31 protein-coding genes are annotated in these 26,688 nt (G+C 37.7%); 25 read left to right on the top strand and 6 right to left on the bottom strand.

From position 1 onward, the window contains the following. Positions 1-115 precede the first annotated feature (115 nt). The 8 genes from AB3219_RS02395 to AB3219_RS02360 all read left to right on the top strand — a co-directional run bounded on the left by AB3219_RS02395 (position 116) and on the right by AB3219_RS02360 (position 6,031). Positions 116-1,237 (top strand): NAD(P)-dependent alcohol dehydrogenase, encoded by a 1,122-nt coding sequence (locus tag AB3219_RS02395; RefSeq protein WP_216762570.1) that lies wholly within the window; start codon positions 116-118, stop codon positions 1,235-1,237. 396 nt (positions 1,238-1,633) lie between these two features. Beyond that, positions 1,634-1,897: a transposase gene (locus tag AB3219_RS02390; protein WP_003606156.1), complete on the top strand. Its 264-nt coding sequence runs from the start codon at positions 1,634-1,636 to the stop codon at positions 1,895-1,897. A 40-nt stretch (positions 1,898-1,937) separates the two neighbouring features. Beyond that, a complete protein-coding gene (locus AB3219_RS02385) occupies positions 1,938-2,780 on the top strand; it encodes an IS3 family transposase (RefSeq protein WP_367369270.1) in 843 nt (280 codons plus the stop codon). A gap of 59 nt (positions 2,781-2,839) precedes the next feature. Continuing rightward, positions 2,840-3,250, top strand: a complete 411-nt coding sequence (locus tag AB3219_RS02380) for a hypothetical protein (RefSeq protein WP_260365771.1) — start codon at positions 2,840-2,842, stop codon at positions 3,248-3,250. Between the two features lie 14 nt (positions 3,251-3,264). Beyond that, positions 3,265-3,954 carry a hypothetical protein gene (locus AB3219_RS02375; protein WP_216762568.1) on the top strand — a complete coding sequence of 230 codons (690 nt, stop codon included), beginning with the start codon at positions 3,265-3,267 and terminating at the stop codon, positions 3,952-3,954. Between the two features lie 238 nt (positions 3,955-4,192). Continuing rightward, positions 4,193-4,951: a 16S rRNA (guanine(527)-N(7))-methyltransferase RsmG gene (gene rsmG, locus AB3219_RS02370; RefSeq protein WP_260365773.1), complete on the top strand. Its 759-nt coding sequence runs from the start codon at positions 4,193-4,195 to the stop codon at positions 4,949-4,951. Beyond that, positions 4,941-5,804 carry a ParB/RepB/Spo0J family partition protein gene (locus tag AB3219_RS02365; RefSeq protein ID WP_216753849.1) on the top strand — a complete coding sequence of 288 codons (864 nt, stop codon included), beginning with the start codon at positions 4,941-4,943 and terminating at the stop codon, positions 5,802-5,804. Before rsmG ends, AB3219_RS02365 begins: the two co-directional genes overlap by 11 nt. A 41-nt stretch (positions 5,805-5,845) precedes the next feature. Continuing rightward, complete coding sequence (locus AB3219_RS02360) at positions 5,846-6,031, top strand: DUF951 domain-containing protein (RefSeq protein ID WP_057807450.1); 186 nt, start codon at positions 5,846-5,848, stop codon at positions 6,029-6,031. Between the two features lie 70 nt (positions 6,032-6,101). Here the strand turns inward: AB3219_RS02360 and AB3219_RS02355 are convergent, their stop codons facing one another. The 5 genes from AB3219_RS02355 to AB3219_RS02335 all read right to left on the bottom strand — a co-directional run bounded on the left by AB3219_RS02355 (position 6,102) and on the right by AB3219_RS02335 (position 10,248). Further along, complete coding sequence (locus AB3219_RS02355; RefSeq protein ID WP_260365775.1) at positions 6,102-7,127, bottom strand: DUF916 and DUF3324 domain-containing protein; 1,026 nt, start codon at positions 7,125-7,127, stop codon at positions 6,102-6,104. Between the two features lie 97 nt (positions 7,128-7,224). Then, on the bottom strand, positions 7,225-7,791 hold the full coding sequence (locus tag AB3219_RS02350) for a WxL domain-containing protein (protein ID WP_216753852.1): 567 nt from the start codon (positions 7,789-7,791) through the stop codon (positions 7,225-7,227). 128 nt (positions 7,792-7,919) lie between these two features. After that, positions 7,920-9,518 (bottom strand): hypothetical protein, encoded by a 1,599-nt coding sequence (locus tag AB3219_RS02345; protein ID WP_260365776.1) that lies wholly within the window; start codon positions 9,516-9,518, stop codon positions 7,920-7,922. Between the two features lie 60 nt (positions 9,519-9,578). Continuing rightward, positions 9,579-9,890, bottom strand: coding sequence for a hypothetical protein (locus AB3219_RS02340; protein ID WP_260365777.1), 312 nt, complete (start codon positions 9,888-9,890; stop codon positions 9,579-9,581). A gap of 196 nt (positions 9,891-10,086) precedes the next feature. After that, positions 10,087-10,248, bottom strand: coding sequence for a hypothetical protein (locus AB3219_RS02335; RefSeq protein ID WP_260365778.1), 162 nt, complete (start codon positions 10,246-10,248; stop codon positions 10,087-10,089). Between the two features lie 230 nt (positions 10,249-10,478). Between AB3219_RS02335 and ychF the strand changes: the two genes are divergently transcribed. From ychF to AB3219_RS02260, 15 genes are all read left to right on the top strand, one after another. Next, positions 10,479-11,585, top strand: coding sequence for a redox-regulated ATPase YchF (gene ychF / locus AB3219_RS02330; RefSeq protein WP_057807441.1), 1,107 nt, complete (start codon positions 10,479-10,481; stop codon positions 11,583-11,585). A gap of 29 nt (positions 11,586-11,614) precedes the next feature. Continuing rightward, the gene (locus AB3219_RS02325) at positions 11,615-12,313 is read left to right on the top strand and encodes a DUF1129 domain-containing protein (RefSeq protein WP_216762561.1); all 699 of its coding nucleotides are present in this window, start codon (positions 11,615-11,617) and stop codon (positions 12,311-12,313) included. 164 nt (positions 12,314-12,477) lie between these two features. Then, entirely contained in the window at positions 12,478-13,623 is a 1,146-nt protein-coding gene (locus tag AB3219_RS02320; RefSeq protein ID WP_216762560.1) for an IMP dehydrogenase, read from the top strand. Positions 13,624-13,888: 265 nt separating this feature from the next. Then, positions 13,889-14,080 carry a hypothetical protein gene (locus tag AB3219_RS02315; RefSeq protein WP_216753857.1) on the top strand — a complete coding sequence of 64 codons (192 nt, stop codon included), beginning with the start codon at positions 13,889-13,891 and terminating at the stop codon, positions 14,078-14,080. Positions 14,081-14,228: 148 nt separating this feature from the next. Further along, positions 14,229-14,918, top strand: a complete 690-nt coding sequence (locus tag AB3219_RS02310; RefSeq protein ID WP_216753858.1) for a response regulator transcription factor — start codon at positions 14,229-14,231, stop codon at positions 14,916-14,918. Positions 14,919-14,941: 23 nt separating this feature from the next. Beyond that, positions 14,942-16,087: a cell wall metabolism sensor histidine kinase WalK gene (locus AB3219_RS02305; RefSeq protein ID WP_216753859.1), complete on the top strand. Its 1,146-nt coding sequence runs from the start codon at positions 14,942-14,944 to the stop codon at positions 16,085-16,087. 623 nt (positions 16,088-16,710) lie between these two features. Further along, a complete protein-coding gene (locus AB3219_RS02300; RefSeq protein WP_367369269.1) occupies positions 16,711-17,982 on the top strand; it encodes a serine hydrolase in 1,272 nt (423 codons plus the stop codon). A 14-nt stretch (positions 17,983-17,996) separates the two neighbouring features. Continuing rightward, positions 17,997-18,494: a GNAT family N-acetyltransferase gene (locus AB3219_RS02295; RefSeq protein ID WP_260365780.1), complete on the top strand. Its 498-nt coding sequence runs from the start codon at positions 17,997-17,999 to the stop codon at positions 18,492-18,494. Between the two features lie 162 nt (positions 18,495-18,656). After that, a complete protein-coding gene (locus AB3219_RS02290; protein ID WP_216753304.1) occupies positions 18,657-19,433 on the top strand; it encodes an AzlC family ABC transporter permease in 777 nt (258 codons plus the stop codon). Between the two features lie 27 nt (positions 19,434-19,460). Further along, positions 19,461-19,793: an AzlD domain-containing protein gene (locus AB3219_RS02285; RefSeq protein ID WP_057807421.1), complete on the top strand. Its 333-nt coding sequence runs from the start codon at positions 19,461-19,463 to the stop codon at positions 19,791-19,793. Between the two features lie 269 nt (positions 19,794-20,062). Beyond that, positions 20,063-20,266 carry a hypothetical protein gene (locus tag AB3219_RS02280; RefSeq protein ID WP_260365782.1) on the top strand — a complete coding sequence of 68 codons (204 nt, stop codon included), beginning with the start codon at positions 20,063-20,065 and terminating at the stop codon, positions 20,264-20,266. A gap of 27 nt (positions 20,267-20,293) precedes the next feature. Further along, positions 20,294-21,376 carry a Firmicu-CTERM sorting domain-containing protein gene (locus AB3219_RS02275; RefSeq protein ID WP_260365784.1) on the top strand — a complete coding sequence of 361 codons (1,083 nt, stop codon included), beginning with the start codon at positions 20,294-20,296 and terminating at the stop codon, positions 21,374-21,376. Then, positions 21,373-21,996, top strand: a complete 624-nt coding sequence (xrtG, locus tag AB3219_RS02270; RefSeq protein WP_216753302.1) for an exosortase family protein XrtG — start codon at positions 21,373-21,375, stop codon at positions 21,994-21,996. The genes AB3219_RS02275 and xrtG overlap by 4 nt, the downstream gene beginning before the upstream one ends. A 38-nt stretch (positions 21,997-22,034) precedes the next feature. After that, positions 22,035-23,342, top strand: coding sequence for a TIGR03111 family XrtG-associated glycosyltransferase (locus AB3219_RS02265; RefSeq protein ID WP_272885372.1), 1,308 nt, complete (start codon positions 22,035-22,037; stop codon positions 23,340-23,342). A 2-nt stretch (positions 23,343-23,344) separates the two neighbouring features. Continuing rightward, positions 23,345-23,671, top strand: coding sequence for a 6-carboxytetrahydropterin synthase (locus AB3219_RS02260; protein ID WP_260365787.1), 327 nt, complete (start codon positions 23,345-23,347; stop codon positions 23,669-23,671). Here the strand turns inward: AB3219_RS02260 and AB3219_RS02255 are convergent. Further along, positions 23,668-24,741 carry an IS30 family transposase gene (locus AB3219_RS02255; RefSeq protein ID WP_367369268.1) on the bottom strand — a complete coding sequence of 358 codons (1,074 nt, stop codon included), beginning with the start codon at positions 24,739-24,741 and terminating at the stop codon, positions 23,668-23,670. The two genes, AB3219_RS02260 and AB3219_RS02255, sit on opposite strands and share 4 nt — an antisense overlap. Positions 24,742-24,834: 93 nt before the next feature. On the opposite strand from AB3219_RS02255, the gene AB3219_RS02250 reads away from it, so the two are divergent. Both AB3219_RS02250 and AB3219_RS02245 read left to right on the top strand, forming a co-directional pair. Next, complete coding sequence (locus AB3219_RS02250; RefSeq protein WP_311735513.1) at positions 24,835-24,987, top strand: 6-carboxytetrahydropterin synthase; 153 nt, start codon at positions 24,835-24,837, stop codon at positions 24,985-24,987. Between the two features lie 17 nt (positions 24,988-25,004). After that, positions 25,005-26,558, top strand: coding sequence for a TIGR03766 family XrtG-associated glycosyltransferase (locus AB3219_RS02245; RefSeq protein WP_260365408.1), 1,554 nt, complete (start codon positions 25,005-25,007; stop codon positions 26,556-26,558). The last annotated feature ends 130 nt before the right edge of the window (positions 26,559-26,688 follow it).

The following is a 26,688-nucleotide window of genomic DNA, read 5'->3' as shown; positions in this document are numbered from 1 at the left end:
AAAGCTTTTTTAGAAGGGTTTATGGTTTTTTTACTAATTTACCAATTGCATTTATTTTTACAAGCTGTTATAACGAAGGTGTATTAAGCGATTACATTTTTAGGAGGGTGTTTTTATGAAAGTCAAAGCAGCCGTAGTTAGTGAAAAAGGTGCTGATTTTGAAATTAAGGATGATGTTGAACTGGCGGCAATGCAACCAGATGATCTGCAGGTTAAAATAGTGGCCACCGGAATTTGTCATTCTGATGAAGCGTTGAGAAAAGGCGATGCCACCATTGGTTATCCAATCGTTCTAGGCCATGAAGGATCTGGAATTGTTGAAAAAGTTGGATCACACGTACAAAACTTTGTACCAGGAGATCATGTTGTCCTTTCCTTCTATGCCTGTGGCAACTGTGAGAATTGTTTGAAAGGTGTTCCGACCCAGTGTTTGCATTATGCACAAAATAATCTTTCCGGTGTTCGTCCTGATGGAAGTGCACATTTTACTGAGAACGGTCACGATGTTTGTGATATGTTTGATCAATCTTCATTTGCAACTACGACAATTGTTCGGGAACGCAACGCTGTTAAAGTTCCTAAAGATTTAGATTTACGCAAACTAGGACCACTTGGCTGTGGTTATGTGACAGGTAGTGGCACAGTTTTAAATACTTTGAAACCACGTCCTGGTCAAACAATTGCGGTCTTTGGAACAGGTGCCGTTGGTCTGGCAGCAATGATGGCCGGTAAAATTTCTGGCTGCACACGTGTCATTGCGGTGGATATTAATGACGAACGTCTAAAATTAGCCAAAGAGTTGGGAGCTACACAAACCATAAATAGTCAAAATGAAGATGCGGTTGCCGCAATTAAAAAGCTAACTAAGGGTCAAGGTGTTAACTTTGCGGTTGATACAACTGGCGTAGCTAGCGTGATGGAGTCTTCAATTAAGGCACTTGCTCAAGGCGGTGTATCAGCATGTATAGCTGTAACACCACATCATATTGATGTCGATACTTGGAATGATCTTTGTGTTGATGATAAAGCAGTAATTGGTGTGAATATGGGTGATTCAATTCCTCAAATTGATGTTCCTCGTTTAATTGAATTCTATCGTCAAGGCATGTTTGACTTTGATAAAACTGAGAAATTCTACAAATTTGAGGATATTAATCAGGCCAACGCGGATTCAATTAGTGGCAAAACAATTAAACCAATTCTTGTAATGGATGAAACTTATCAACCTCAAGCCTAAAACTTATATCAAATCGCTAGAAATATAAGCTAAATCTAAACAAATGGTTAAACTTATTTAATAAATGATAAAAAATTGTACTGAATTCGATTATTTTAATCTTCATTTAAGATTTTCGTGGTATCGTTATCTGTACGGGAAAGTTTCTCGTGAACCATTTGGGGATTTAAATAGATTAAGGCAATTGAATATAACAATATAATCCCTAATAATTTCGCAATTATTAGGGATTTTTAAAAGCTTAAGGCACGAAACCGGGTTGTGAGTAAAGGATGCTTACAGCAATTCTGTTTTGGAAATATATTCAATACTTTGTGGATGTAAGCTGATTCCTGAGACAACTTTTAAGAGAGGGTATAATGAATAAATCGTCTCTCAAAAGGAAGGAATTTTTACATGCCAACTCGTTACGACAAAGAATTTAAACAAAACATTATCAACCTATATAAGCAAGGCGAATCAGCTGCCCAACTGGCCAGAGAATATGGCATTGGCTATTCAACAGTTCATAAGTGGATCCAGGGCCAGGCCAAAACTCAATCCGGTAAATCGCCAGACGAAATCAAAGCGATGGAAAAGCGACTGGCTTCGCTGTCTGAGGAGAACGAAATCCTAAAAAAGCCCTGGGCTTCCTTGCGCAGAAGTAACCAATATCTTTGATTACATTCACCAAGAAAGCCATCACCACCAGGTAACCAAGATGTGCCGAATCCTCGGTGTTTCCAGAGCTCAGTATTATCGTTATCGATCCCCCAAACCTTCAAAACGCCGGGCCGAAGATGCGGACTTGAAACAACGGATTCTGCGGATCTTTGCGGAATTTAAGCAGCGATACGGTGTTATGAAGATCTACCATGAATTGAATCTGGAACTTCAACCACTGCAGCTTCGGTGCAGTCCACGACGGATTTCCCGGCTCATGAAGGAACTGGATATCCACTCCGTTACCGTCAATAAGTGGAAAGCGGCTTCGGCTTCCAAAACCAAGGTTGAACAGCGTCCCAACTTGCTTAAGCAGGATTTCTCGACCACTGGTTTAAATCAAAAATGGACCGCTGATATGACCTATATTCAAACGAAGCGTAATGGCTGGTGTTACTTATCAACCATCATGGACCTGCACTCACGACGGATTATCGGCTATTCGTTCTCAAAAAAGATGGATACTGATTTAGTCTTAAAGACCCTTGAAAGCGCGGTTAAAAATCGAACCATTACTGGGGACCTGATTATCCATACGGATTTAGGATCACAGTATACCAGCGATGATTACAATCAACGTTTAACTGAGCTACATATCCGCCACTCATACAGCCGTAAGGGTTGTCCGTATGATAATGCGCCAATGGAATCCTTTCACGCTTCCCTCAAAAAGGAATGTGTTTATCCAGTGCCGGTCTTTGAAGATTATGAAACTGCCGCTGCCGTCCTTTTTGAATATGTGCATGCTTTCTACAATAGGAAGAGAATTCATAGTTCACTGGGCTACCAGACCCCCTTACAAGTTGAAATTGCAACACTTACGAGCCAAATGGCCGCCTGATTTAATGCTTTCCAGGGTTCAAATAAGTTATTAATCGCGATTAATGATTTATTTGAGCTATGGAAGGTAAACGCGGTTCTGAATGTCTCTTAAAATCTGTCTCAAATATTGACTTCAATCCAAAGAACTACATGAATAAACAGTATACAATTAAGTATCAATATTTCCGTGGAAATGGACAAGCATACTATTCACTTTACAAGGGAAATACTTGGTTTGGCTACGTAAATGCCAATGCAACTTTGCAAGCAATTACGACGAACAAAACAGTTAAAATTACTAAGAAAAATCAAACAATTTGGAAAAATCTTTCGTTTACCAAAAAACTTGGCAGCACTAATAATTATTACGGTAAAACGTATACTGTGAAGTGCTACTGTAACCATCCAAACGGAAACGTTTATTATTCTTTGTACAGCGGAAATACATGGGTTGGTTATATTAATAAAAATGTTGTGACAAGTGAGTAAGGGAAGGTAAAAATATGAAAAAGCAAAAACATTTAATGTTAATGGGATGCAGTTTGATATTAGGTCTTAGTTTACTTTCTTTGGGTGGTGCCAGAAGTAACACGATGACCGTTCACGCGGTTACGACGCCTGCCAGTAAGGGATTAAGTGCACCAGAAAAAGTTGATGGCACCACTACTGAGGCTAAATCCGTGACAGGAAATAGTACTAGTGGACAGGTCACTTATACAAATGGGACGAACAATACAACGACCGCGACATACAAACAGCATAAGTATCAAACAAGCACGCAGGCAAAAACAAGTTTTGCCACCGATGAAAATGTGACCGAAACAAATGGGACAAAACTTAAGCTTTCGGATGGCACAACTGCTACTCGACAGGGAGTTATGGGCCACGTATACGTACAGTGGCAAAAAAACGGTTGGAATGTGACTGCAGTAGCCAACACGGATCAACTGACAACGTCGTCAGTTAAACAGACAAATAAAACAGTGACAGCAGTCGCAAATAAAGTTCAAAAATCTTTAAAGACTAATCAAGTCACAACTAAAAAAGTAACACGTGGCAACATCGTTATTTATAATGGTAGTCAACAAAAACCAGTTAATCAGATTAGTTGGCAACAAAGTACTAAGGTTACCCAAGTTAGCGGCAATAGTGCGGAAACAACTGCCAAAATTGCAAAAGATACTTTGAATTAAAATAATTGATTTTAACTAAAAGCACTTTCAAAGTGATGCGTAAGTTTACTTTGAAAATGCTTTTTTGTGTGTTCACTAATCCGATGACCTTATAATTGAAAAAATGTCTACAATAACTAACGAAAAAACTGGTATAATAAGCATTCGTCACAAGAGATAGATAGTACTGTCTTGTTCCCTTTTCGATAATCGTTTATAATGATGTGGAACACTTTTTGTTTCACAATGGAGGAATTACATGAACCCAGAGACGTTTCGGCAAACACTTGCTGCTCATGGCATTAAGCTAACTGAGAAACAAATGCAACAATTCAATACATATTATGAATATTTAATCACAATTAATGAACATGTAAATTTGACTGCAATTACGGATAAACAAGAAGTTTACTTAAAACATTTTTATGATTCATTATTACCAGGGGTACAGAATCCAGAACTGTTTCAACGGCCAATAACTCTTTGCGACGTTGGGGCAGGGGCTGGGTTTCCATCGATTCCTTTAAAAATTGTTTTTCCACAATTGAAAGTGACCATTGTCGACTCATTGAACAAACGCATCACTTTTTTACACAATTTGGTAGAAAAATTGGAACTTTCTGATGTGACGCTTTGCCATGATCGTGCCGAAACTTTTGCTGGGGCTAAATTACCCTATCGAGAATCGTTTGATTTGGTTACTGCGCGGGCGGTTGCGCGTCTTTCGGTGCTTACTGAATTATGCTTGCCACTTACTAAAATTGGTGGCCAATTTTTGGCGTTGAAAGCAAGCCATACTGAAGACGAGGTCCAAGATGCCGACAAAGCAATTCAAGTGTTAGGCGGAAAACTTATTAAAGATGAACAATTAACCTTACCAATTTCCAATGATGAACGGCATTTGGTTTGGATTGAAAAAATTCGCAAGACACCAAAAAAGTATCCACGAAAACCAGGCACACCTAACAAGGAACCAATTGTAAGTAGTGAAAAGGGAGCAACCAAGCATGACAAGTAAACCAAAAACTTCACTAGGTGCAGAAAAATTATTAAAAGATGAAGACACCAAACAGGTTGTTGAAATTAACTTGAAAGATATCCATCCTAACCCGTACCAACCACGGCATAATTTTGACTCTAAAGCCTTACGTGAGCTTGCCAATTCGATTCAAGAATCCGGCGTTTTTCAACCGATCATTGTGCGCAAACAAACGGCCTCTGCACATTATTATGAGTTAATTGCTGGCGAACGTCGTTTTCGGGCCGCAAAGATGGCTGGGTTACATACAATTCCGGCGCTCATTAGTCAATTAAGTGACGCTGAGACAATGGAAGCTGCCGTCATTGAGAATTTGCAACGTGAGGACTTAACGCCTTTAGAAGAAGCGCAGGCCTATGATTCTTTAATGGCAAAATTGAATTTTACGCAAGCTCAAGTTTCAGAGAAGTTAGGTAAAAGTCGTCCGTATATCGCTAATTACTTACGGTTATTACGTTTACCGCAAACAATTAAGAACATGCTGCAGGCGGGAGAACTGTCAATGGGTCAGGCAAGAACATTGCTTGCATTAAAGAATCGGCATAAACTAATTCCATTGGCCAAACGAGTGGTCAGTGAGCATTTAACGGTTCGTCAGCTGGAAAACTTAGTAAATCGTTTGAATATGCAACAGCCACAAAAAGACAAATTGGTTGTGAAAGCACGAAAAGAATCACGCTATGTTCGGGCGATTGAGGAACAATTACAGGAAAAATTCGGTACCAAGGCAATTATTGATCAAAAAGAAAAGGGCGGAAAAATCGAGATTAACTACATGTCGAATGACGATTTAAGCCGTATTCTGAGTTTGTTAAACATTTCGCTGGATTAAATATTCAGCTTGGTGAGTGTGAATTGGGAGGGAAAAACTAAATGTATGATCTAAATGACATTGTTGAAATGAAAAAACCACATGCCTGTCAGGCTAACGAATGGAAGGTCATTCGAATGGGGATGGACATTAAAATTAAATGCTTAAACTGCGGTCACATTGTGATGCTACCTCGGCGCGAGTTTGAACGAAAATTAAAAAAGATTTTGAAAAAAGCAACAGACTAAGAAGCAGCCAGAAAAATGTAAAAATTTTTCTGACCGCCTTTTTTATTTAGTTAGTTATAAATATCGGGAGTTACTTTTGTACTTTTTTTGAACCGCGTCTTCCCAACCAATAGGCCAAAATTAGCAACAAGAGAATTAGAAGAACTGCTAACACAATCCAGAGTGTATAGCTCTTTTTGATGTGGGCATGCTTGTTCGCTTTGGCTGCCTGATCTTTTGAAACCGTGAAAGTACGGTTGAGAGTCCATTTTTGTGAACCACTTTTGGCAACCAAATGTAAATGATAAGTGCCTGCCTTGAGGGCTGCATGGTGGGTGGTAATTGCATAATTAAAATTAGAATCAGCAGCCATGGTTAAGTTCTTGGTATTTGTTTTATAAAGTGATCGTCCGTTTTTTGAAACCGCACTTTTTATTTGTAGATTTTTAACCAAAACGGCCCGGTTATTGACTATCTGAGCCTTGAAAGCAGGACTAAATTTATCACCTTGGTCGGTTCCAGTTGTAATGGTTCCTAAAGTTAACTTGGGAGATACAATTGTTTTCGTATCCTCGTGAATAGTTACGCCTAGTGCAAGGGCAAATCGACTCTTAATTGTAAAATTCTTTTTGTTTGTCGTTGTGGCCTGAGAAGTTTTGGGATTGAGAAAATAAATGGCACCATCCAAAACACCCTTGAAAGGTGTTGCGGGCATTTTAATTGGAAAAGTCACAATTTTTTTACTTGAAGCTGGAATGGTAATTTTTTGTTGGCCACCCATAATAGTTTCCAATTGATATGGCGCACTACTTTTTTTACCAAGAGTTTTGAGATCGTAAGCTACGGCCCCACCATCAGTTGTGTAACCCGTATTTGGAGAAGCAATTAAATGAATTTCTTTATTGCTTAAGTTAGTAACTTTGACCTTTACTTCGGTTGTCTGGTTAGGCTTTAGTTTCAAATCAAAATAAGAAACGGTGGAATCATTTTGCTGATTGCTGGCAATTCGTTCAACTGTGAAATTAGCACCCGCAGCCTGTGCCGAATGAGGTAACGCCAAAAGTCCGAGACTAAAAATACCTAGTGTTAAAATGATTTTCATTAATTTGTGAAGCATGTGATCTCCTTTTAGAAATAAAAAAAGGTAACCGGCGCTAACCAAATAAGTTAGTTAATCGTCATTACCTCATGGTTATTGTGAATTTTGGGTAAAATTAATTAGCGGAAGTATCACTGAGTGTCCAAGTAACATTGGCCGAGTACTCTCCACCGTCAACATTGCTATAGTTCTCTGCAGTTAGCGAAGTTGTATTATTGTCAACTGTGGCCGAAGCGGTACTTGCACCCTTTGTGTCTGCGTCAGTATAGTTCCAAACGTTGCTGGCAGAACTGTCAATTGTTCCTGCTGCTGAGCTGTTAGTTTTAAACTCAATTGTACCAGTTACACTACCACTGCCTGTTTGGTTAGTGAAATTACCTAAAGCTGCCGTTAAATTCCATTTATCATTTGAAGCGCCACGATAATCAGAAACTGAAAGTGTGTTATTTGTAGTGCTTTGATTTTTCAAAGTTGTGCCAGAAACCAAATCTTTCAAATTAGTAGTGCCAAAGTCAAAACTTGGAACACTTTCCAATTTTAGATCACCTGTGTTAACTGAAAATGTACCAGTAGAAGTCTTATGGAGATCAGTATCATCAGCATGCGCTGAAGTTGAACTTAACCCGATCGCCAAACTAACTCCCAGTATACCTAATGCAGCAATTAACCGATTCTTTTTCATAATAATTATATTTTCTCCTTGTATTTTGTAATAATACCCTTTTTGGGGTGACTAGCTTAAAAGTATAAGGGTATTCGATTCAAATTGCAATAGAAACCACTAATTTTTTGTAAGTGGTTCAATTCTATTTAGGAAGTTAATTTATAATTTAATGTCCAATAAAGCGGAAATTCATACTTTTTTCCTGTTTGAACGATGCCACTTGCGAGTAGCTGTTTCATGTTGAGCTTAATTTGAAAATCACTGGAAGATGTTGCAATTAAACTGTTATCGCCTGATTGCTGTAATAGCGGTTGGCTAATATCAAAAGCAGTACCATTGGCCGTGTAACTCAATAATTTCGGTTGGTCAAACAGCGTATCCCCATTCTCTGGTAGTTTTGCAGCAAGATCGTTATTGTATTGCACATTTAAAGTGTAGGGTACTCGCCAATCATTGACGATCGTAATATTTTGACTGTCACTGGGTGAACTATAAATATCTGGATCTGTCGCATCAGCCGTTAAGTTAAAAATATTAGGAATGTTGGCGGTCAATTTACCAGTTTCAGTTAAATTAATTGTGGTGTGCTGGTAAGTAGATAAATCGGAATTAGCTGTAATAGCATTGCCATCGTCATCTGTTTTAGGTGCCACAACCAATTCAATTTGATTTTTTCGTTGTAAATTACCACCAACTGTAGAAAGACTGGGCATATCACCAGCTGCTTTGGATTGCATGCTGTCAGTTGTCAAATTTTGTTGATAGCCAGACAGGCTAGTTAGATTATTCACTTTAAATGTACTGTTGTCATTGGTGTTTACACCACTGGCGTTAAGTCGCTGCCAGTCAGTGCTGGTTTTACTATTACTTAGTTTATAGAACAACTGATAATTCTTATTTCTAGTCACAATGGTTCCTTGAAGGCCAACTGATTTGGTAGGGTCGGTTACGTGAATCGTTTTTTCGTTGGCCGTGCCACCCGTTGAGCCTGGCGAAATGGAACTATCATCCAACTGATTAGTTGTGACTAGGTTTAAATCTTTGATGTAAGGACCCACTGAATGAAGATTGTTAAAAACATTTCCAGAAATGTCATTAATATCAAACGTCCCGGCAATTAAACGAGATGCCGGCATGTCATGTGCGATGGTAATGTTTTTTCCGGATAAAATGCTGCCGTAGAGAGTCCTGCTTCCGGAGCCAAGTGACACACTAGCATTAGGTAGCAGCATTGCCCCGCAAAGTTGACTGTCCTCATTTGTATTACCAAATTCCAGTGTATCTGTACCACTCGTTGTGGCGTTAGGAAAGTTGTTTAAAACATGGCTTGAAAAAAGCTGACTTTGTTCAGTTCCATTAGAAGAATTTACAGGACTCTCGTCAGGATCGGTGCCATTGTAAGCTTGCATTTTGAAGGATCCTTGCCAGTTACTGAAAGGACTAGTAGTGGTGACGTTATCCCAATTAATAAAAATATATGGCGCGTAAGTGTAAGAGTCATAAGAAGAATCACCAGCCTGTACGGAGGTAGTGGCGGTGTTCATGTTATGAATTTTAATCGTTAAATTTAAAACCTTATCAGTGGCATTTGCGGCATTGATACCTACCATAATGACCGGAGGAGTTTTGTAATTGGCGTCTGAACTATAATTATCAGGCAACGTGACATCGATCGTTAAATTTGTATAACTTTGATATTCAGGCGTTGTTTGGGTGACTTTGGCGTCATTAACGTGATCATTCACGATCACCTTATCCTCACTAGTACTATCGTTTGAATTGGGTTGAGTGAGTTGATCATAGTATTACGAAATCTTATTAAACTGAATGGCCGCCGCATCAAAGTAAGCAGATGCATCAGTCGCGCTGGGATCCAGTGTTTTACCACTTACGGAAGCAAGTTTAGATCCACTGGTACCGGAAAAATCAGAAGTCGTTCCCACAGTGTGATCCATATCTAAAATACTCATCAAAGTAGCATGATTTGTTTTATCTGTATCTGTGTAATCCTTGGCTTCAGCTTGAATGTTATTAATGACAACTTGATTTTTGGAAGAAACAATCGGTGCCGCCAAATTATCGCGTTGACGAGCATTCGGGTCCAACATGTGACGCATATACGCGCCATATGTTGTACTAGAATCTACTTTATTAGCCGTGAATAATGGTTTACCAATGGCATTACCCGAAGCGTCACTTGTGATAGTTCCCCACTGTGTATCACTATTACGAGCGTTCCAGCTATCTGTGCTGGACTCTAGAATATTACTTGCGTAACGCCCCTCTAAATGGGCGTATTGTTCGCATCAATAGTCATGGTTCCGGCCGCAAATGCATTAAATAAGAACCAACACCAAGAATCTCGTTATCAGTAAACGGTTTGGTTGTGGTGTCATCTGCTCTGACCGTCTGTGACAGAAATAATCCACAAAAGGCAAAAATAAAAGTGGTAATAATAAACGTAATTTTACGCATGAGTTCCTCTTGGTTTAATTTTTCGAAAAATAATTATTATAAAAATATAATTTTACTTTTTTAAGTCTAGCACGATTGGCCTGGAATGCGAAAAAATTTTCATTTCACAAAAATATTTATCAAATGATTCCACTCTTTTTGGGCCCTCCCTCTGTCCCTTGCCGTCCTTTTTTGTTACTATATTACATGTATACACTTAAATTAAAATTATTAAAGAAAGCGTGTGAAGAATGTCATTAACAGCAGGAATTGTTGGTTTACCTAATGTTGGAAAATCAACTTTGTTTAATGCAATTACAAAAGCCGGTGCCGAAATGGCCAATTATCCATTTGCGACGATTGATCCTAATGTAGGGATGGTTGAAGTTCCAGACGCAAGGTTGGCTAGAATTCAAGAAATTATTCCAGCCAAAAAAATTGTGCCAACAACCTTTGAATTTACCGATATTGCCGGAATCGTTAAAGGTGCCAGCAAGGGTGAAGGTTTAGGAAATAAATTTTTGGAAAACATTCGTCAGGTAGATGCGATTGTTCATGTTGTTCGTGCTTTTGACGATGATAATATTACGACTGTTTCTGGTAAGGTAGATCCAATTGAAGATATTCAAACAATTAATCTTGAATTAAGTATTGCCGATCTAGATGCCGTAACTAAACGCCTTGGTAAGGTACAACGTGCAGCCAAGAGTCGTGACAAAGATGCATTAGCTGAACTAGCTGTTCTTGAAAAAATCAAACCTGTTTTGGAAAGTGGTAAGTCAGTTCGTTCAATCGATTTTGATGAAGATGAACTTAAGATTGTTCACGGTCTTTTCTTATTAACTTCAAAACCAGTTTTGTATGTGGCTAACATTGCAGAAGACGATATGGCAGATCCAGAGCATTCCAAGTACTATCAAGCAATTAAAGATTATGTTGCCAAAGACGATCCAGAAGCTGAAGTTATCGGAATTTCTGCTGAGACTGAAGAAGAAATTGCAGAGCTAGAAGATGCTGATAAAAAAGAGTTTTTAGAGGCTGAAGGAATTGAGGAACCCGGATTAAACCGCTTGATCCGTTCTTCATACAAGCTTTTAGGATTGGAAACCTTCTTCACAGCAGGTGGCCCTGAAACGCGTGCGTGGACATTTAAACGGGGAATGAAGGCACCTCAGTGTGCGGGAATTATTCATTCTGATTTTGAACGTGGGTTTATTCGTGCCGAAACTGTTTCATATACTGATTTAGATAAAAACGGTAGTATGCAGGCGGTTCGTGAAGCTGGTAAACTGCGCTTGGAAGGTAAGGAATACGTAGTTCAAGATGGCGATATCATTGAATTTAGATTTAATGTATAGCTAGTCGCAAATAGAGGAGAGAATCGAACATGAGTGAAGACAAAACGACAGAGCGCAATGCCGGTAAACAGCAACCGACACGAAAAGGTAAACAAACCTACACTAAGCGAAACGAAGATTTTATGTTTCGTTTAACTAAAGAACTTAATGAAAACGACAAGCTGGCTGATGATAAAAAAGAAGAGGCTTTAAAAGAGACCAAAGCACGATTATTGGAAGGCCAATTAAAAGGTGAGACGGCTAAACAGATTTACGGAACACCGACGGATCGCGTTAAAGAAATTGTCGAAGGACCTAGAAAGGCACCCGTTGAAACTAAATATTGGATGAAGGCTTTAGATAATGGTATGGTGTTCTTCATGATTTTTGCGTTGATGTTTGGTATCATGATGATCTTCCAACCAAAATCCATCACTTCAGAACCGGGACCAGCAGGCATTACGGCAATGTTAGCTATTTCAATTATTGGTGGCGCATGTGCACCGTTCTTAACAGATCGTTTGCAGCCGACATCAAGTAAAAAAGAGCGCCAGTCAATTTGGAAAACTATCGGAATGGCGACAGGGATGATTTTGGTATGGATGGTTGCCTATATGGCATTCTCGTCATTACCACAAAGTTTGAATCCAGTGCTACCATTTGAAGCTTATTTGGCAATTGCAGTTATTATGTTTGTAGTGCGCATGTGGTTCAAGCGTCGTTATCACGTAACTGGCGGATTTATGTAGAAACGGGATTTTTGCTGAAAGCAAAAAGTACATTAAAAAACGAATAGGAGCCAGTCCGACTAACCGCTTTAGCGGAGTAGCGAGGATGGACATCCGTAGTGAGAATAGGATTTTTGCTGAAAGCAAAATAAACATTAAAAACGAATAGGAGCGAAATCATAATTATGACTAATTGGGATACAAAATTTGTGAAAAAAGGTTTAACTTTTGATGATGTGTTGTTAATACCAGCAGAAAGCCATGTTTTGCCAAATGAAACAGATTTATCGGTACAACTAACAGATAACATCAAATTGAATGTTCCCATTATTAGTGCAGGAATGGACACAGTTACTGAGTCGGCAATGGCAATTGCCATGTCACGACAAGGTGGTATGGGTGTAATTCATAAGAATATGTCCATTGAAGATCAAGCGACTCAAGTTTTGGAAGTAAAAGCAGCTGGTAAGGCTGATGAGACAAAATACCGTCATGCATCAAGTGATCAGGACGGCCGTCCATTGGTAGCTGCTGCAGTTGGCGTAACTAGTGATACTTTTGATCGAGCTAACGCCTTGCTTCAAGCAGGTGCGGACGCAATTGTCATTGATACTGCTCATGGACACTCAGCTGGTGTTTTGCGAAAAATTGCAGAAATCAGAGCACACTTCCCCAAGGCAACTTTAATTGCTGGAAACGTGGCAACTGGTGAAGGAACAAAGGCCCTCTTTGATGCGGGTGTTGATGTTGTGAAAGTTGGCATTGGTCCTGGTTCAATCTGTACAACACGGGTCGTAGCTGGTGTAGGAGTTCCTCAAATCACAGCTATCTATGACGCAGCCACTGTTGCCCGAGTTTATGGGAAACACATTATTGCAGATGGTGGTATCAAGTATTCTGGTGACATCGTTAAGGCTTTAGCGGCTGGTGGAAATGCTGTTATGTTGGGCAGCATGCTTTCAGGTACAGATGAAACTCCTGGTGAAGTTATTGAAGATAACGGTAAGAAGTATAAGAGTTATCGTGGAATGGGGAGTTTAAGTGCCATGTCCAATGGTTCGGCAGATCGTTATTTCCAAGGCGGCGTAAATGAAGCCAACAAGTTGGTACCAGAAGGTATTGAAGCACGTGTGGAATATAAAGGTTCAGTTGAAGATATCATTTTCCAAATGGTTGGCGGTTTGCGTTCAGGGATGGGCTATGTCGGCGCACCAACAATTGATGCATTAACTGAAAATGCTCAATTTGTCCAAATTACCAATGCTGGATTAATTGAATCACATCCACATGATGTTCAAATGACAAAAATGGCACCAAACTATAAAAAGTAATTTGGTGTCCAGCAAAATATAAAAGTGAAATTGAATCATAAAAAATGACCACTGTCTTAGTCGATGGTGGTCATTTTGATTTTTTTAATAAATTACGTTTAGTTATTCGTTACCTTTATGAGCTTGTTTGGCCATGAAATGATTTAGGCTGAATATAATGAGTTTATTGGTAATACTGTTTGTTAAGGGTAAAATGATACTTGATTACATCTCTTTCCAAAATTCAGAGATTTGAAATTGTTAAGAAAACTGGAGGAAAAAACGCATGGGATTAATTGTTTATATTATTTTCATGTTATTAGTGGTGTTATATATCCTTGTTCGTTTAATTCGAGCAATTAGAAAAAGAAATTTTTTTGACCTAGAAGTTCTAATCTGGTTTCTCGTTTTGATTGCAGTGCTGCTTTCTATTTTTGGCGTTGTTTTGTTTACCACAAATGGTTTATTAGTGAAATGATAAACTTTTTGAGAACACAACTGTTAATTTACTAACAGAATCTTATACTTGTATTCTTAACATTACCTAAAACCTGAACGATATAATTCCGTGTTGATTATTTTTTTGCTACACTTAAAGAAATTGCATTTTAAGGAGATTTCGCATAATGAAAATTTTAGTCGTAGATGATGATAAAGAAATTGTTGAACTCCTCGATATTTACATTAAAAATGAAGGTTATGAACCAGTTTCTGCATTTAATGGAAAAGAAGCACTCACAAAATTACATACTGATCCCGAAATCGGTTTGATGATTTTAGATGTCATGATGCCCGAAATGAGCGGTATTGAAGTTGTTCGTGAGGTTCGTCGTGACTCTCAATTGCCAATTTTAATTTTATCTGCCAAAACAGAAGATATGGATAAAATTAAGGGATTATTGACCGGTGCAGATGATTATGTGACAAAGCCCTTTAATCCTTTAGAGGTTATGGCACGAGTAAAATCATTATTGCGTCGTAGTCAAAATGACTTGAAACAAGATGAGCCAGAAGTCTTAGATATTGGACCGTTAACAATTAATAGTGATTCACATGAAGTTAAAACCTTAACTGGTAAGTCAGTTCAACTGACAGCACTTGAATTTGGAATCTTGTATCTATTGGCAAGCCATCCTAATCGAGTTTTTTCAGCTGATGATATTTTTGAGCGTGTTTGGCAGCAGGAAAGCATTATTTCTGCAAAAACTGTCATGGTCCATGTCAGCCATTTGCGTGACAAGATTGAGGAAGCCACTGGTGGGGAAAAAGTCATCGAAACCGTTTGGGGTGTTGGCTATAAAATTGAGTCTCACTAAGTAGAATCGAGCGAGGAATAACTTTGAAATTAACTGCACGAGAAAAAAGTGAATTATTAGGTGAAGGCTTTATTACCGTTATTTTATTGCTTCTATTAAATTTATCCATTTTAATTCTGGTTAATGAAATCATTCGAAGCAATCCAGGCTTGGAACGTGGTATTTTTCAAATTAAGGAATCAATAACGATTGGACCTAATAATTATCGTGTTTGGAGTTATCAAAATTTCTTTATTTTCTTCATGGCAATCGTTGATGTGTGGGTTGTTTATTGGCGGTTGATGCGGCGATATAAACAAATGCAGTTACGCCATATTATTGGTGAACTGCATTATATTGCGGATGGTCATTTTGATCATCGGATTCCATTTACATTGAAAGGTGATCATCAACGGGTTGTTGATAGTGTCAATGTTCTGGTTGATTCGGTTATTGAATCAATGGATGAAGAACGTAAAATTGAACAGTCCAAAGATGAATTAATTACAAATGTGAGTCATGATTTAAGAACGCCGCTGACTTCCATTATTGGGTACTTGGGATTGATTGAAAATCAGCAATATCAGAATGAGGATGACGTTCTAAAGTACACGCACACGGCTTTTTTAAAAGCGCAACAAATGAAATCTTTGGTAGAAGATCTTTTTGAGTATACAAAAGTGCGGCAGGCATCAACCAAAATGACGTTTAATCAAATTTCAGTTGAACCGATGTTGGAACAGCTAGCTGCTAGTTTTGAATTGGAAGCCGAAAAGAAAAATATGAAAATTGATACAAAGGCTAAGCCAAAGGATATCAAAATTGAGGGTGATGCTGAAAAATTGGGTCGTTTGTTTAACAATTTGATTTCTAATGCATTGAAGTATGCGAAGGGTGGCCGACATATTAATTTGGAGGCAACTCAAAGCGGTGATCAGGTAGTTTTTAAGGTTTCTAATGATGGAGAGATGATTCCTGAAGAATCGATTAAACATTTGTTTGAGCGGTTTTATCGGGTGGAATCATCGAGATCGAAGGCAACGGGAGGAACTGGTTTAGGCTTGGCAATTGCGCAGAGTATTGTGGAGTTGCACCATGGAAAAATCAGTGTGGAATCGAGTGAGAAATTAACTAGTTTTATAGTGAAGATGCCGTTGAAACAAAATAAAGTGAACGAAGCAAATCGATAGGTAAAGAAAGCTAAGCGGGTTGGAGGCGAGTTCTTGCGGCTGGTTTGTGCCACAAGAATGGACAACGTACAGAGAAAAAAGCTTTCGGTACGAAAGCAGACCTTAGAACCGAGGTAGTGTGGGATCGCGATCCCGCAGGAAACGCGCTTAGCTTTCTTTGCCTGATTTGCGGAGTTGTCCTAGGGCTCGGCGAGAATGAAAGATTGGGTTGGAGGTGAGTTCTTGCGGCTGATTTGTGCCACAAGAATGGACAACGTACAGAGAAAGAAGCTTTCGGTACGAAAGCAAACCTTGAAATCGAGGTAGTACGGGATCGCAATCCCGCAGGAAACGTGTTTAGCCTTCTTTACCTGATTTGCGGAGTTGTCCTGAGGCTTGCGGAAAAGTACTATAGTTATAGTAGTTTGACGGCTGTCAGACAAAGAGAAAAAAGATAGAATCGGTTATAAAAGTTATAAAAAACGAAAATTATTCGCGCAAAAAGATTAACCTGGAAAAAAACTGTGTTGATCTTAGATTGACCAATTTGTGCAAATGAATTTTCGCTTTTCTTTTGATCAACAAAAAAATTTTGCGCAAAGCGATTAATTTGTTATATTCTTGTTATAAAAGGTGGCGGGCTAATGTTTAAAGAATGGAAACAAAAATTAGCAATTATTTTCAGTACAATTTTGATGTTAAGTACATTAGCGATTGCTCCAGTTCAGGCACAAACAACGACTTCAATTTCAGCTAAATCAGGAATTGCAGTAGATGCACAAACGGGACAAGTTTTATATGCTAAAAATAGTTCAAAAGTTTTACCAATTGCTTCAATGTCAAAGATGCTTTCTATTTATCTTGTGTTAAAAAGTATACATGAGGGTAAAATGAAATGGAATCAGCGAGTGCATATCAATGCCAATGTGGCTAAAATCAGTACAAAATCAGGATTAACAAATGTACCGTTAAGCACATCACGGGCCTACACCGTTCGTGACCTGTATAAAGCCTCATTGATCTATTCGGCTAATGCTGCTGTGATGGCGTTAGGAATCGCACAAGCTGGATCTTCGAAGGCTTTTGTTAACGAAATGCGAGCACAACTCCAAAAATGGGGCATTACGGATGCCAAAATTTATAACGCTTCTGGTTTAACTGAAGGCGAGGTTGGTAAAGAAGCATATCCTAACACAGCCAAGAATGATGAAAATGAAATGTCAGCAAAAGATGTTGCCATTGTGGCTTCCAAGTTATTAAAAGAATATCCCGAAGTATTAGAAACAACGAAACAAACCAGTGCCTGGTTTGCAAAGGGAACTAGTGATGCAATCAAGATGACTACTCACAATTATATGTTACCTAAGATGGCCGACTACCTTAAAGGTTATAATGTGGACGGTCTAAAATCTGGAACTTCTGACAAAGCGATGGCCTGTTTTACGGGTACGGTAAAGAAAAATGGACACCGTATTATTACGGTTGTGATGGGAGCAAGTTCCAAGAATGAAGGCAATGCACGCTTCACCAATACACAGACAATTATGAAGTACGTGTACAATAGCTTTAAGCCGGTGAGCTATAAAAAGGGAACTCAAGTTGCTACATTTAAGGTTCCAGAAGGAAAAGTAACATCTGTTAAAGCGGTATTAAAACAAGCGACGACAGTTTGGGCTGCAAAAAATCAGTCAACTAGTTCGGTTGATTTTACTAGTAACCAAGCAAAAAATGATTCTGAATTAACGGCTCCAGTAACTAAGGGACAGAAGGTAGGAACGGCAGCGGTCAAACTAAATGATCAAAATTTAACTTATCTACAATCTGCTGATAAAAATCTGCAATTAGTTGCAAAAAAATCCGTTGCCAAGGCTAATGTTTTCGTTCGTTTCTGGCGGTCAGTCGCTAATGTCTTTTAAGAAGGGTTCATAAAATGAGTGAAGTTCAGTTTAAATTAGCAACCAAAGAGGATTTACCTTTTATTGTTTCTGTTTATAATCAAACAATTGCGAGTCATATTGTGACGGCGTCTTTACAACCAGTTACGGTTGAACAACGGCTGCCATGGTTTGAAGCTCACAAACCAGATGCACACCCAATTTGGGTGGCATGGTTAGATGATAAACGAGCTGGCTGGGTCAGCTTGTCGCCTTATCATCCACGTGCTGCTTATCATATTACGTCTGAAATCAGTATTTATATTGATCGTCAATTTCAACATTTAGGTTTAGGAACCAAAATGGTTCAATACGCGGAACAAAAGGCCCCCAGTTTAGAAATTAAAAATATTGTTTGCTTAATTTTTGACGCAAATTTACCAAGCTTAGGTTTATTCAAAAAATTGGGTTATGAAACCTGGGGAACGTTGCCGAAGGTTGCTGAACTTGATAGAAATTTAATGGATTTGAAGATTCTGGGTAAGGCTGTTTAACACGTTTTCATTTAATTTTATTTTTTAACAGTGAGTTTATTAAAAATGTCTAAAAAAGGCACTATTCAATATACTTTGAAAATGTTAAAATGATTTCGCAGTGTTTTCTATAAATTTCAGTAAGAATGGTCCAACTTTGAAGATCCGTTGGAGGAAAGAATTGTGAAACAGCTTGAAAATGGACCACAATGGCGGGTGACGCTTAAGGAAGCCTGGCCATTGTGCCTGAGTTACACACCAATTGGACTGGCCTGTGGGATTCTTCTACATGCAGCCGGTTTTAATACGATTTTAACTGGGCTAGTATCTGTTTTTGTATTCTCAGGTGGTGCACAGTTTATGATCGCTCAAATGCTCACAACAACCGCACCAATTTTAACGATTATTTTAATGCTTTTTTTCTTGGAATTACGTTATGCACTTTTAGGATCTAGTTTAGCAGGGTATTTAAAGGGACAAAATCACCGTTTCTTATTTTTCTTTGCTATTTCAATGAATGATGAAAATTATGCAATTAATTATCTAAAATTTGTAACCGACCGTAACTGGACACCTAAAGATGCACTGCAAGTTGAGCATTGGTCGTTGCTAGTTTGGACGGTATCCAATGTCATTGGAAGCTTAATTGGTAGTGCGGTTAAAATTGATTTGACAGTAGTTAATTTTGCACTAACGGCTTTGTTCTTATATATGATTGTGATGCAAATTAAAACACGTTTGATTTTACTGATCTCAGTAATTGCCGGTATTTTGGCGGCATTCTTTATGTTGTTAACTAAGAGTACGTTAGGGTTAGTTATTTCGACTTTGATTGCCTCATTCTTAGGATTTATGATCGAAAGTTATGTAACTAAACGATGGCCTAACAGTCATTTACTGTATAAAATTCACGATCCATCAGGACAACCAGAAGTTGATAAGGAAGATATCGAAATCTAATTCAGATGAATTCCGGGAGATTGTAATATGCATTATAGTGTAACTGACCATTTACTGATTGTTATTTTAGGATTTTTTGTGGCATTTGGTCCTCGATATATACCGATTTTGTTCTTTTCAAATCGAAAAATTCCAGAATGGTTTAATGACTGGATGAAATACGTGCCAGTTTCTTTGTTTACGGCAATTGTTGTAAAAGATATCTTTATTTCTGGTACTTATCATTTTATTTCATCCGGAAATTTTGATTTAATTTTGGCTTCCGTAATTGTTATAATCATCTCATATTGGACGAGATCAATGGCGATTTCAGTAGTATTCGGGTTAGTGGCAGTGATGCTATTATCGATGGTAATTTAAAAACGCAAGAAACCAGTAATCTATTTTTAGACTGGCTTCTTTTTTTTATAGTTTTTTTGACTTTTTTTGCTTTAAATAAAAAGAATTTGTATAAACACCGACTTTTTGATGATAAAAGGTTCTAAGCAGCCTATAAATGGCGTTATTTAAGCATTTTAGAGAGTAATAGATCTTGTTAAATAGTGCTATAATAGCAATGAAAAGTAGTTTAGTATAAAAATGTACGGTAATTATTGGAAAATATTTAATCCAATGGGAGGCTTGAAATTTTGCGTAAAATTTTATTATTCATAATTACATTTTTCGGAATCTTAATTGGAACCAGCAGTATGGTTGCAGCTTCCACGGTAGACACACCTGATTGGAGTACGATTGCATCCACATCAGTGGGATACAACGGAAAGGGAACCTTTGCTGTTACTGGAGATTCAACAAATGTCTATTTTCATGTTGATATGGGAGGAATGGTTTAAGATATACCGACTAACAATTACTATTTAGTGATTGGGACACAAGGGTATACGCTTAGTTTTAGTGCGGCATCTGGATCGACTACTATTTCGGCAATTGGAAGTGGTACAAATTGGCAAACCATAAATAATGTCGGGACTGCGACAATTATTTCAAATAGTACGGTTCGAACAATTGATGGACAACTATCACTGAAAGCATTGAACATACAAACACCAGCAGTAACACAAGATCTGAATTTTTCTAACTCGGGCTTAGGCAGTGAAGCAGCTTCTGGAAAAATTGTCCCAGATTCTACGCAATCTAGTTCGTCTAGTACAGCAACAACTTCAAGTACAACAACTTCAAGTTCTACTGATAGTTCTAGTACTTCTAGCAGTGAAAATGCAGCTAGTCAGGCTTTAGCAGGATCTAGTGATGATCAGGCAAGTTCAGATTCAACACAAGCAACCAATAATAATACTTCCGAAAATCTAGGCATTAAAATCGATGGAGATTTTAGTGATTGGGCTGATAAAACCCTTTCGGACATGTATATTTCTGGCGATCAAGATAATTTGAAAAAGGCTGCTTTACTAGCTGATAATAAAAATGTTTATTTTTATGTAGCAATGATGCCTAAGTTAGGAAACGGCAGCACTAGTGGTTATGCTACTTTTCAAGCAAGTGGATATCAACTAAATGTTGGCGGTATAATTTATGATATTTCGTTTAATAATAATAGTACGGTTACGCTTGATGTTGGTCAAAAACAGGCCGTGTCAGTAAATGTTTATAATGAAAAAACGGGAGCAGATTCGACATTTGATGACGATGCTTATGTAGCCAATCAAGAATTGACTCAGAAAAATGGTCAAGGAGAGTCAGTTCAAGGTAACGGATATGTTTTGGAATGTGCTATACCATTCTCCGTATTGGGCAGCAGTTCGGATACTTCTGGACAAACTATTACGTTAGCTAACAGTAACCTTTGGACTGGAAAGCTTCAAACTACGGGAGGTAGTACTGGCCCAGTTTTGTTAGCGGGAACTGGTTTCATTATTGCCCTGTTTTTTGTAATTGTATTACCTAATAAAAAACGTAGAAAGAACATGTTGAAGGAAATTAAATGAGTATTTATTTGCTCATTGGAATAGTGATCTGGTTATATGCTTTATCTGTATTAAAAAGAGCTCAACTTTCAGCCTTTCATTTTATCGTTGGAAGTGGCGGCCTTTTTTTTATATTAATTGCACTTAGTGATCCATATTGGGTGTGGTTTTTTACGCATGCAGTAATTAATGGCATTAAATGGTTTAATGCCTTAACAGGAATGAGTTCTGTTATGACAAAGTATGGATTGGTTAGTATTTTTAATCCAACTGTTCCTGTAACTATGTCCATTGATTATGAATGTTCAGGTATCATTGAAACAACGGCCTTTATAAGTCTGGTTATGTTTCTACCTATGTATAATAGACCAGAGCGCGTGTTTTTTTCAATTGTTGGCACGTTATGGATTTACATTGCTAATGTGATTCGATTGATCACGGTGATAATAATTGTTCATTTTGGTGGTGGTCAGCTTTTCTTTTTGGCCCATTCAATCTTTGGACGATTAGTTTTCTATATACTCGTGATTATCTTATATTATGATGTTTTTACTTATTCTCAGCTTTCGCAAGGCTTGTATCATGTATTTAAAATAAAAATCGATCGTTTTAAGAGATATATTGGAACAACGAAAGGATAATTAATGTGGGTTATTGGCTTAATTTAACGCTGTTTAAAATGGGTTTCTGGATAACGTGGGCTTTAATTCCAATCGTAGTAGAAATCATTCCAGCATTTGTTTCAGGTATCCGCCTATTGATAAAAACGTTTCATCGAAAACGGCTAACAATGCCGGCAAAAATGCCATTTATTTCGTTGATGGTACCTGTATATAATTCAGAAGAGACATTATTTAATTGTATTCAATCTATTCATGACTCAACCTATCCAACGGAACTTGTTCAGGTTATTCTGGCTGATAATCAAAGTACGGATGATAGTTTTGGTGCTTTTGTGAAAGCTCAAAATAAGTTTGCAGATATGAATATGCAATTAATTCATACCCAACGTGGCAAAGCTTCTGCCTTAAATACAGCCATTTATGAAAGCATTGGAACTTATATTATTAACATTGACAGTGATGGTGTACTAGAAAAAAATGCTTTGATGAATATGGTTCTTCAATTTGAGAATGATTATAAGGTGGCGGCTTTGACGGGAACAATTTTACCGGCAAAGAAAATGATTAGGCAAAAAAAGCCGTGGCATTTAAAAATTCTTCAGTACAATGAGTATTTTGAATATGCGCAAGCTTTTTTGTCTGGTAGAACCATTGAAGCCAGAAACAATCAGTTATTTACGATGTCAGGCGCATTTTCAGCTTTTCGTAAAGAAGCCTTACTGAATACCTTTATGTACAATGTCGATACGTTGGGTGAAGATACTGATATGACATTTCAAATTCGGGATAAATTGAAACGCAAGGTTGCTATCTGTACGTCAGCCATTTTTTATATTGAGCCTATTCCGAGTTTGGATAATTTGTACACCCAGCGACAGAGATGGCAACGTGGTGAAATCGAAGTTATGCATCAACATACAAAAAATATATCTGTGCGTAATTTCTTCAATGATTTTTTAATTCGACGAATGATGATAGACCATACTTTTCTTTTTCCAAAAATGATATGGTTGTTTGCAAGTATCGCTTTACTATTTTTTCGCTATTCTGCATTAATGATGGGAATGTCATATGTTGCAATTTACTTATTATATATATTGGTTAGTCTGTTAAATTATATCTGTGTAAGGTTGCTATTACGGGACTTTCCAGATGAAAACAAATTTTATGCACATCAGTGGTGGGTAGCTTTTAGTCAGCCAATTTATAATTTTATCTGTTCCTGCATTCGTTTAGTAGGTACAATCAACGGAATGACAGAGATAGCGGCATGGAATTCGGAGAAGTTTGATCAAGAAGCAAAAGGTGTCGGTTCAATAATTCGAAGTGATTTCAAAAATCTAAAAAAGCGTAAGAAGGAATAAATATGAAATTAGTGCATACTTACAAAATAAAGTCCTACGTTAATGCTAGTCATGCTATGCGGTGGAAATCAGGAGAGGGGCAGCAACACATTCATACATGGAAAATTGTTTGTGAGATTCGCAGTAAAGGTGACCATATGATCGTTTTCCGTGATATTGAACAGGCAATTAAAGATGTCCTCGATAGCTTTTCGGGTAAATTTTTGAACAAATTACCTTATTTTAAGGAGATTAATCCAACCGCAAATTGCAAGAACAAGTTAGCCACCCCGCAGGCGAAGTTGCGGGGCATGTCAGAATATCTATTGAAGATTGGAATAAATGATTAAGCAATGCGAGTTTTGCGAGCGCGCGCTGCTTCAATCTGAAAAGCTTTTTCAGGTGTTTGGTACTTTAAGATACGTCGTGGTAGTTGGTTGAGACGTGCTTCAACCAGGGCAACAGTCTTAGGACTAATTGTATCTAATGAATATCCTTTAGGTAAATAACGTCTAATCATGCGGTTATGAGTTTCATTGGTTCCTCGTTCAGAAGAACTATACGGATGGGCATAATAGATATCAGCAATGCCAGTTAAAGCTTCTTCCAAGGTTGTGAACTCCGTTCCATTGTCAGCGGTAACGGATTTGATCAGATCACCAAATTCAGCACAAATCCCTTTAATGGCATAGGCTACGGAGTCAGCATCTTTGCCTTCAATCAAACGAATAAAGTCAAAACGAGTTTTACGTTCAGTGAAGGTCAATAGGACACTTTCATGGCCACTACGTTTACCAACCACGGTATCAATTTCAAAGTGGCCAAATTCATTGCGCTTGTCGACACGCTTAGGTCGTTCTTCAATACTTTTACCAATCAAACGTCGATGTTTATGCGACCAGTGATGTTTCGTACGCCGTTTGGTTTTCTCAAGCAAATCAAGATTGCGGATTTCTGATAATTGCGCATCAATATAGTTATAGAGGGTCTTAGTGCAGACCATCTCTGTACGCTTAAATAAATGATGTTTGTGGGCGAAGCCAACTGCTGCATCAGGTGACCAATGATCTTGATGGAAATGATCATCAAAGTAGGCCAAAAAATTAGTAATGTGTTTGAATTTTAATGGTCGATGACAGTGCTGACGATTCATTTCATAACGAATTTGAGCTGTATCAGGAGCATAGATATTGAAGTACTGTTCTTTACCATTAATCTTCTTTACCTGTTGAACACAGCCACGTTTGAGTTCGTTATTGATAGTTTGATGGCAAACACCAAGTTCCGTCGCAATTTGACGAGCAGATTTGCCTGCAGCAAGCAATCCCGCAATTTTTCCACGTTCAATTGGTGTTAAATGATGACCCTTTGAGTGAGATATGGTAAGCTGTTCTTGCGCCAAGACGAAAACCTCTTTCATTGTTTAGTGTAGGAACTTCAATGATACCTGATTTTTTCGTCTTGGTGTCTTTTTATTTGACCATTTTTACAAGGTGGCTAACTTGATTATAAAATCTGCGAGATTAATCCAACTGTAGAAAATGTCACTATTTGGTTGTTTGATTTGATTACACCAGAGATGGAACAACTTTCAGCACAATTAATTAGAATTGAAGTAAGTGAATCACCAACGCGATCATATAGTATTGAAGTTGATAACCAGTAAATGTGTGGTGGAGTTATATGACAAATAAACTTTTTAATTTTGGAAACAAAACGATAACCAATTTATTTAACGGCTTCTTTTTTTTAACCCTTTTGTTTGCGGTAACTTCACCGAATATTATTTTGGGTGACAATAAGATTACTGGAGCTGGGACAACATTATTTATAACGTGGTTGCTAATTATAGGTGTGGGTATCTTAACTTGTATACTTGCTTATCCACGGTTTAGGCAATGGGCAAGACAAGTGTTTATTGTTCAAAAATTTAGAACTGCTTTAATGTTGTTGCTTGTGGTAATTTTATGGCAATTCGTTTTTATTTTTAACGTCCATCCGCAGATTGGCTTTGACGTTGGTGCTATCCATCAAGCTTTAACCAATACAACGGATACTGAAATTAAGGCCTATTTTAGTTTGAATTATAATAATATGCCGATCTTATTAGCCCAACTATTTTTGAGTCATCTTTTTTCAATGAGATCATGGTTATTTTTTGATTTATGGACTGTCTTTTTCGTTGATTTATCTGCACTGTTAAATATCCTCTGTGTATTTGTAATAGACAAAAAAAGAATAGCTGCCGCCATGTATTTACATGCTTTGTGGTTGCTAATTTTTCCAATGATAATTGTGCCATATACGGATACTTGGGTATTACCCTTCGTGTCTGGATACATTTTATGTTATAGCATTCTTATAAAGAAGCGACTAAAATGGTATTGGAAATTGTTAGCGGCCATTGGTTTAGGCATTACCGTGATTGGTGCCTACTTTATGAAACCTTCTGCAATTGTTGGAGTTATTGCAATTGTTTTGGTGGAAATCCTATATCTTTTAAAACAAAAACATTCTTTTAAAGAATGGATTTCTCGATTTGGACTAATTTTTTGTGTGGTATTTGCTTCTGCCGTTACATATTATTCTGTGAATCAAAGTATTAAGCAACAAACTCATATTCAAGTTAATACAGCTCGTGAAATTCCGGCTATTCATTTTATCAGCATGGGTGCATATGGAACGGGTGGTTATAATGCAGCAGATGCCTTAAAAATGGCAGAAATTCCCACAAAGCAAGGAAGAATAAACTATTCTAAAAAAGTGTGGTTGGCTCGCCTGAAGAAAAAAGGTCTGGTGGGCTACATAATTTTTCTATTTAATAAACAACGAAATAATACAGCGGACGGGTCATTTGCTTGGGTAAAAGAAGGACACTTTATTAACGAAAATCCAAAACCACATGGCCATGGATTTTCAAAACAGTTACGAGAATTCGTTTATTTATATGGAACGAAACTAGGCGACTTTCGCTTTTTAGCACAATTCTGGTGGATTATTTGGCTTAGCTTAATTGCATTTGGATGGCACAAACAGACTAAATTTGTTCAAATATTAAGATTGGCGGTTATTGGTGGGTTTGTGTATTTGTTAATTTTTGAAGGTGGTCGTAGCCGCTACTTAATTCAATTTTTACCTATGTTTTTACTTTTAGCCGTTTTCTGTTACCAAGATTCATTTAGATTTTTCAATCGTGTTTATAAATGGGCAAACAAAATTAATAAACGAACAGCTTAAATTAATAAATAACCAGTTTGGAATAGGTAAAACGGTGTTGGGTTACTTATTATGACAACCCGACTTGTTCCGCTCACTTAATTTTTAGGACAGCTTCACAAAGCAGCTTCAAATAAATAAGCAGGATTCT

Origin of the sequence: Pediococcus ethanolidurans (genome assembly GCF_964062635.1) — a bacterium.
GTDB lineage: Bacteria > Bacillota > Bacilli > Lactobacillales > Lactobacillaceae > Pediococcus > Pediococcus ethanolidurans.
This window is presented reverse-complemented; position numbering and strand designations above follow the sequence as displayed.

Excerpts from the sequence above, each read along its gene's own strand:
- AB3219_RS02395 (WP_216762570.1), top strand. The coding sequence starts at position 116 with ATGAAAGTCAAAGCAGCCGTAGTTAGTGAAAAAGGTGCTGATTTTGAA.
- AB3219_RS02390 (WP_003606156.1), top strand. The coding sequence starts at position 1,634 with ATGCCAACTCGTTACGACAAAGAATTTAAACAAAACATTATCAACCTA.
- AB3219_RS02385 (WP_367369270.1), top strand. The coding sequence starts at position 1,938 with ATGTGCCGAATCCTCGGTGTTTCCAGAGCTCAGTATTATCGTTATCGA.
- AB3219_RS02380 (WP_260365771.1), top strand. The coding sequence starts at position 2,840 with ATGGAAGGTAAACGCGGTTCTGAATGTCTCTTAAAATCTGTCTCAAAT.
- AB3219_RS02375 (WP_216762568.1), top strand. The coding sequence starts at position 3,265 with ATGAAAAAGCAAAAACATTTAATGTTAATGGGATGCAGTTTGATATTA.
- rsmG (WP_260365773.1), top strand. The coding sequence starts at position 4,193 with ATGAACCCAGAGACGTTTCGGCAAACACTTGCTGCTCATGGCATTAAG.
- AB3219_RS02365 (WP_216753849.1), top strand. The coding sequence starts at position 4,941 with ATGACAAGTAAACCAAAAACTTCACTAGGTGCAGAAAAATTATTAAAA.
- AB3219_RS02360 (WP_057807450.1), top strand. The coding sequence starts at position 5,846 with ATGTATGATCTAAATGACATTGTTGAAATGAAAAAACCACATGCCTGT.
- AB3219_RS02355 (WP_260365775.1), bottom strand. The coding sequence starts at position 7,127 with ATGCTTCACAAATTAATGAAAATCATTTTAACACTAGGTATTTTTAGT.
- AB3219_RS02350 (WP_216753852.1), bottom strand. The coding sequence starts at position 7,791 with ATGAAAAAGAATCGGTTAATTGCTGCATTAGGTATACTGGGAGTTAGT.
- AB3219_RS02340 (WP_260365777.1), bottom strand. The coding sequence starts at position 9,890 with ATGCGTCACATGTTGGACCCGAATGCTCGTCAACGCGATAATTTGGCG.
- AB3219_RS02335 (WP_260365778.1), bottom strand. The coding sequence starts at position 10,248 with ATGCGTAAAATTACGTTTATTATTACCACTTTTATTTTTGCCTTTTGT.
- ychF (WP_057807441.1), top strand. The coding sequence starts at position 10,479 with ATGTCATTAACAGCAGGAATTGTTGGTTTACCTAATGTTGGAAAATCA.
- AB3219_RS02325 (WP_216762561.1), top strand. The coding sequence starts at position 11,615 with ATGAGTGAAGACAAAACGACAGAGCGCAATGCCGGTAAACAGCAACCG.
- AB3219_RS02320 (WP_216762560.1), top strand. The coding sequence starts at position 12,478 with ATGACTAATTGGGATACAAAATTTGTGAAAAAAGGTTTAACTTTTGAT.
- AB3219_RS02315 (WP_216753857.1), top strand. The coding sequence starts at position 13,889 with ATGGGATTAATTGTTTATATTATTTTCATGTTATTAGTGGTGTTATAT.
- AB3219_RS02310 (WP_216753858.1), top strand. The coding sequence starts at position 14,229 with ATGAAAATTTTAGTCGTAGATGATGATAAAGAAATTGTTGAACTCCTC.
- AB3219_RS02300 (WP_367369269.1), top strand. The coding sequence starts at position 16,711 with ATGTTTAAAGAATGGAAACAAAAATTAGCAATTATTTTCAGTACAATT.
- AB3219_RS02295 (WP_260365780.1), top strand. The coding sequence starts at position 17,997 with ATGAGTGAAGTTCAGTTTAAATTAGCAACCAAAGAGGATTTACCTTTT.
- AB3219_RS02285 (WP_057807421.1), top strand. The coding sequence starts at position 19,461 with ATGCATTATAGTGTAACTGACCATTTACTGATTGTTATTTTAGGATTT.
- xrtG (WP_216753302.1), top strand. The coding sequence starts at position 21,373 with ATGAGTATTTATTTGCTCATTGGAATAGTGATCTGGTTATATGCTTTA.
- AB3219_RS02265 (WP_272885372.1), top strand. The coding sequence starts at position 22,035 with ATGGGTTTCTGGATAACGTGGGCTTTAATTCCAATCGTAGTAGAAATC.
- AB3219_RS02260 (WP_260365787.1), top strand. The coding sequence starts at position 23,345 with ATGAAATTAGTGCATACTTACAAAATAAAGTCCTACGTTAATGCTAGT.
- AB3219_RS02255 (WP_367369268.1), bottom strand. The coding sequence starts at position 24,741 with ATGAAAGAGGTTTTCGTCTTGGCGCAAGAACAGCTTACCATATCTCAC.
- AB3219_RS02245 (WP_260365408.1), top strand. The coding sequence starts at position 25,005 with ATGACAAATAAACTTTTTAATTTTGGAAACAAAACGATAACCAATTTA.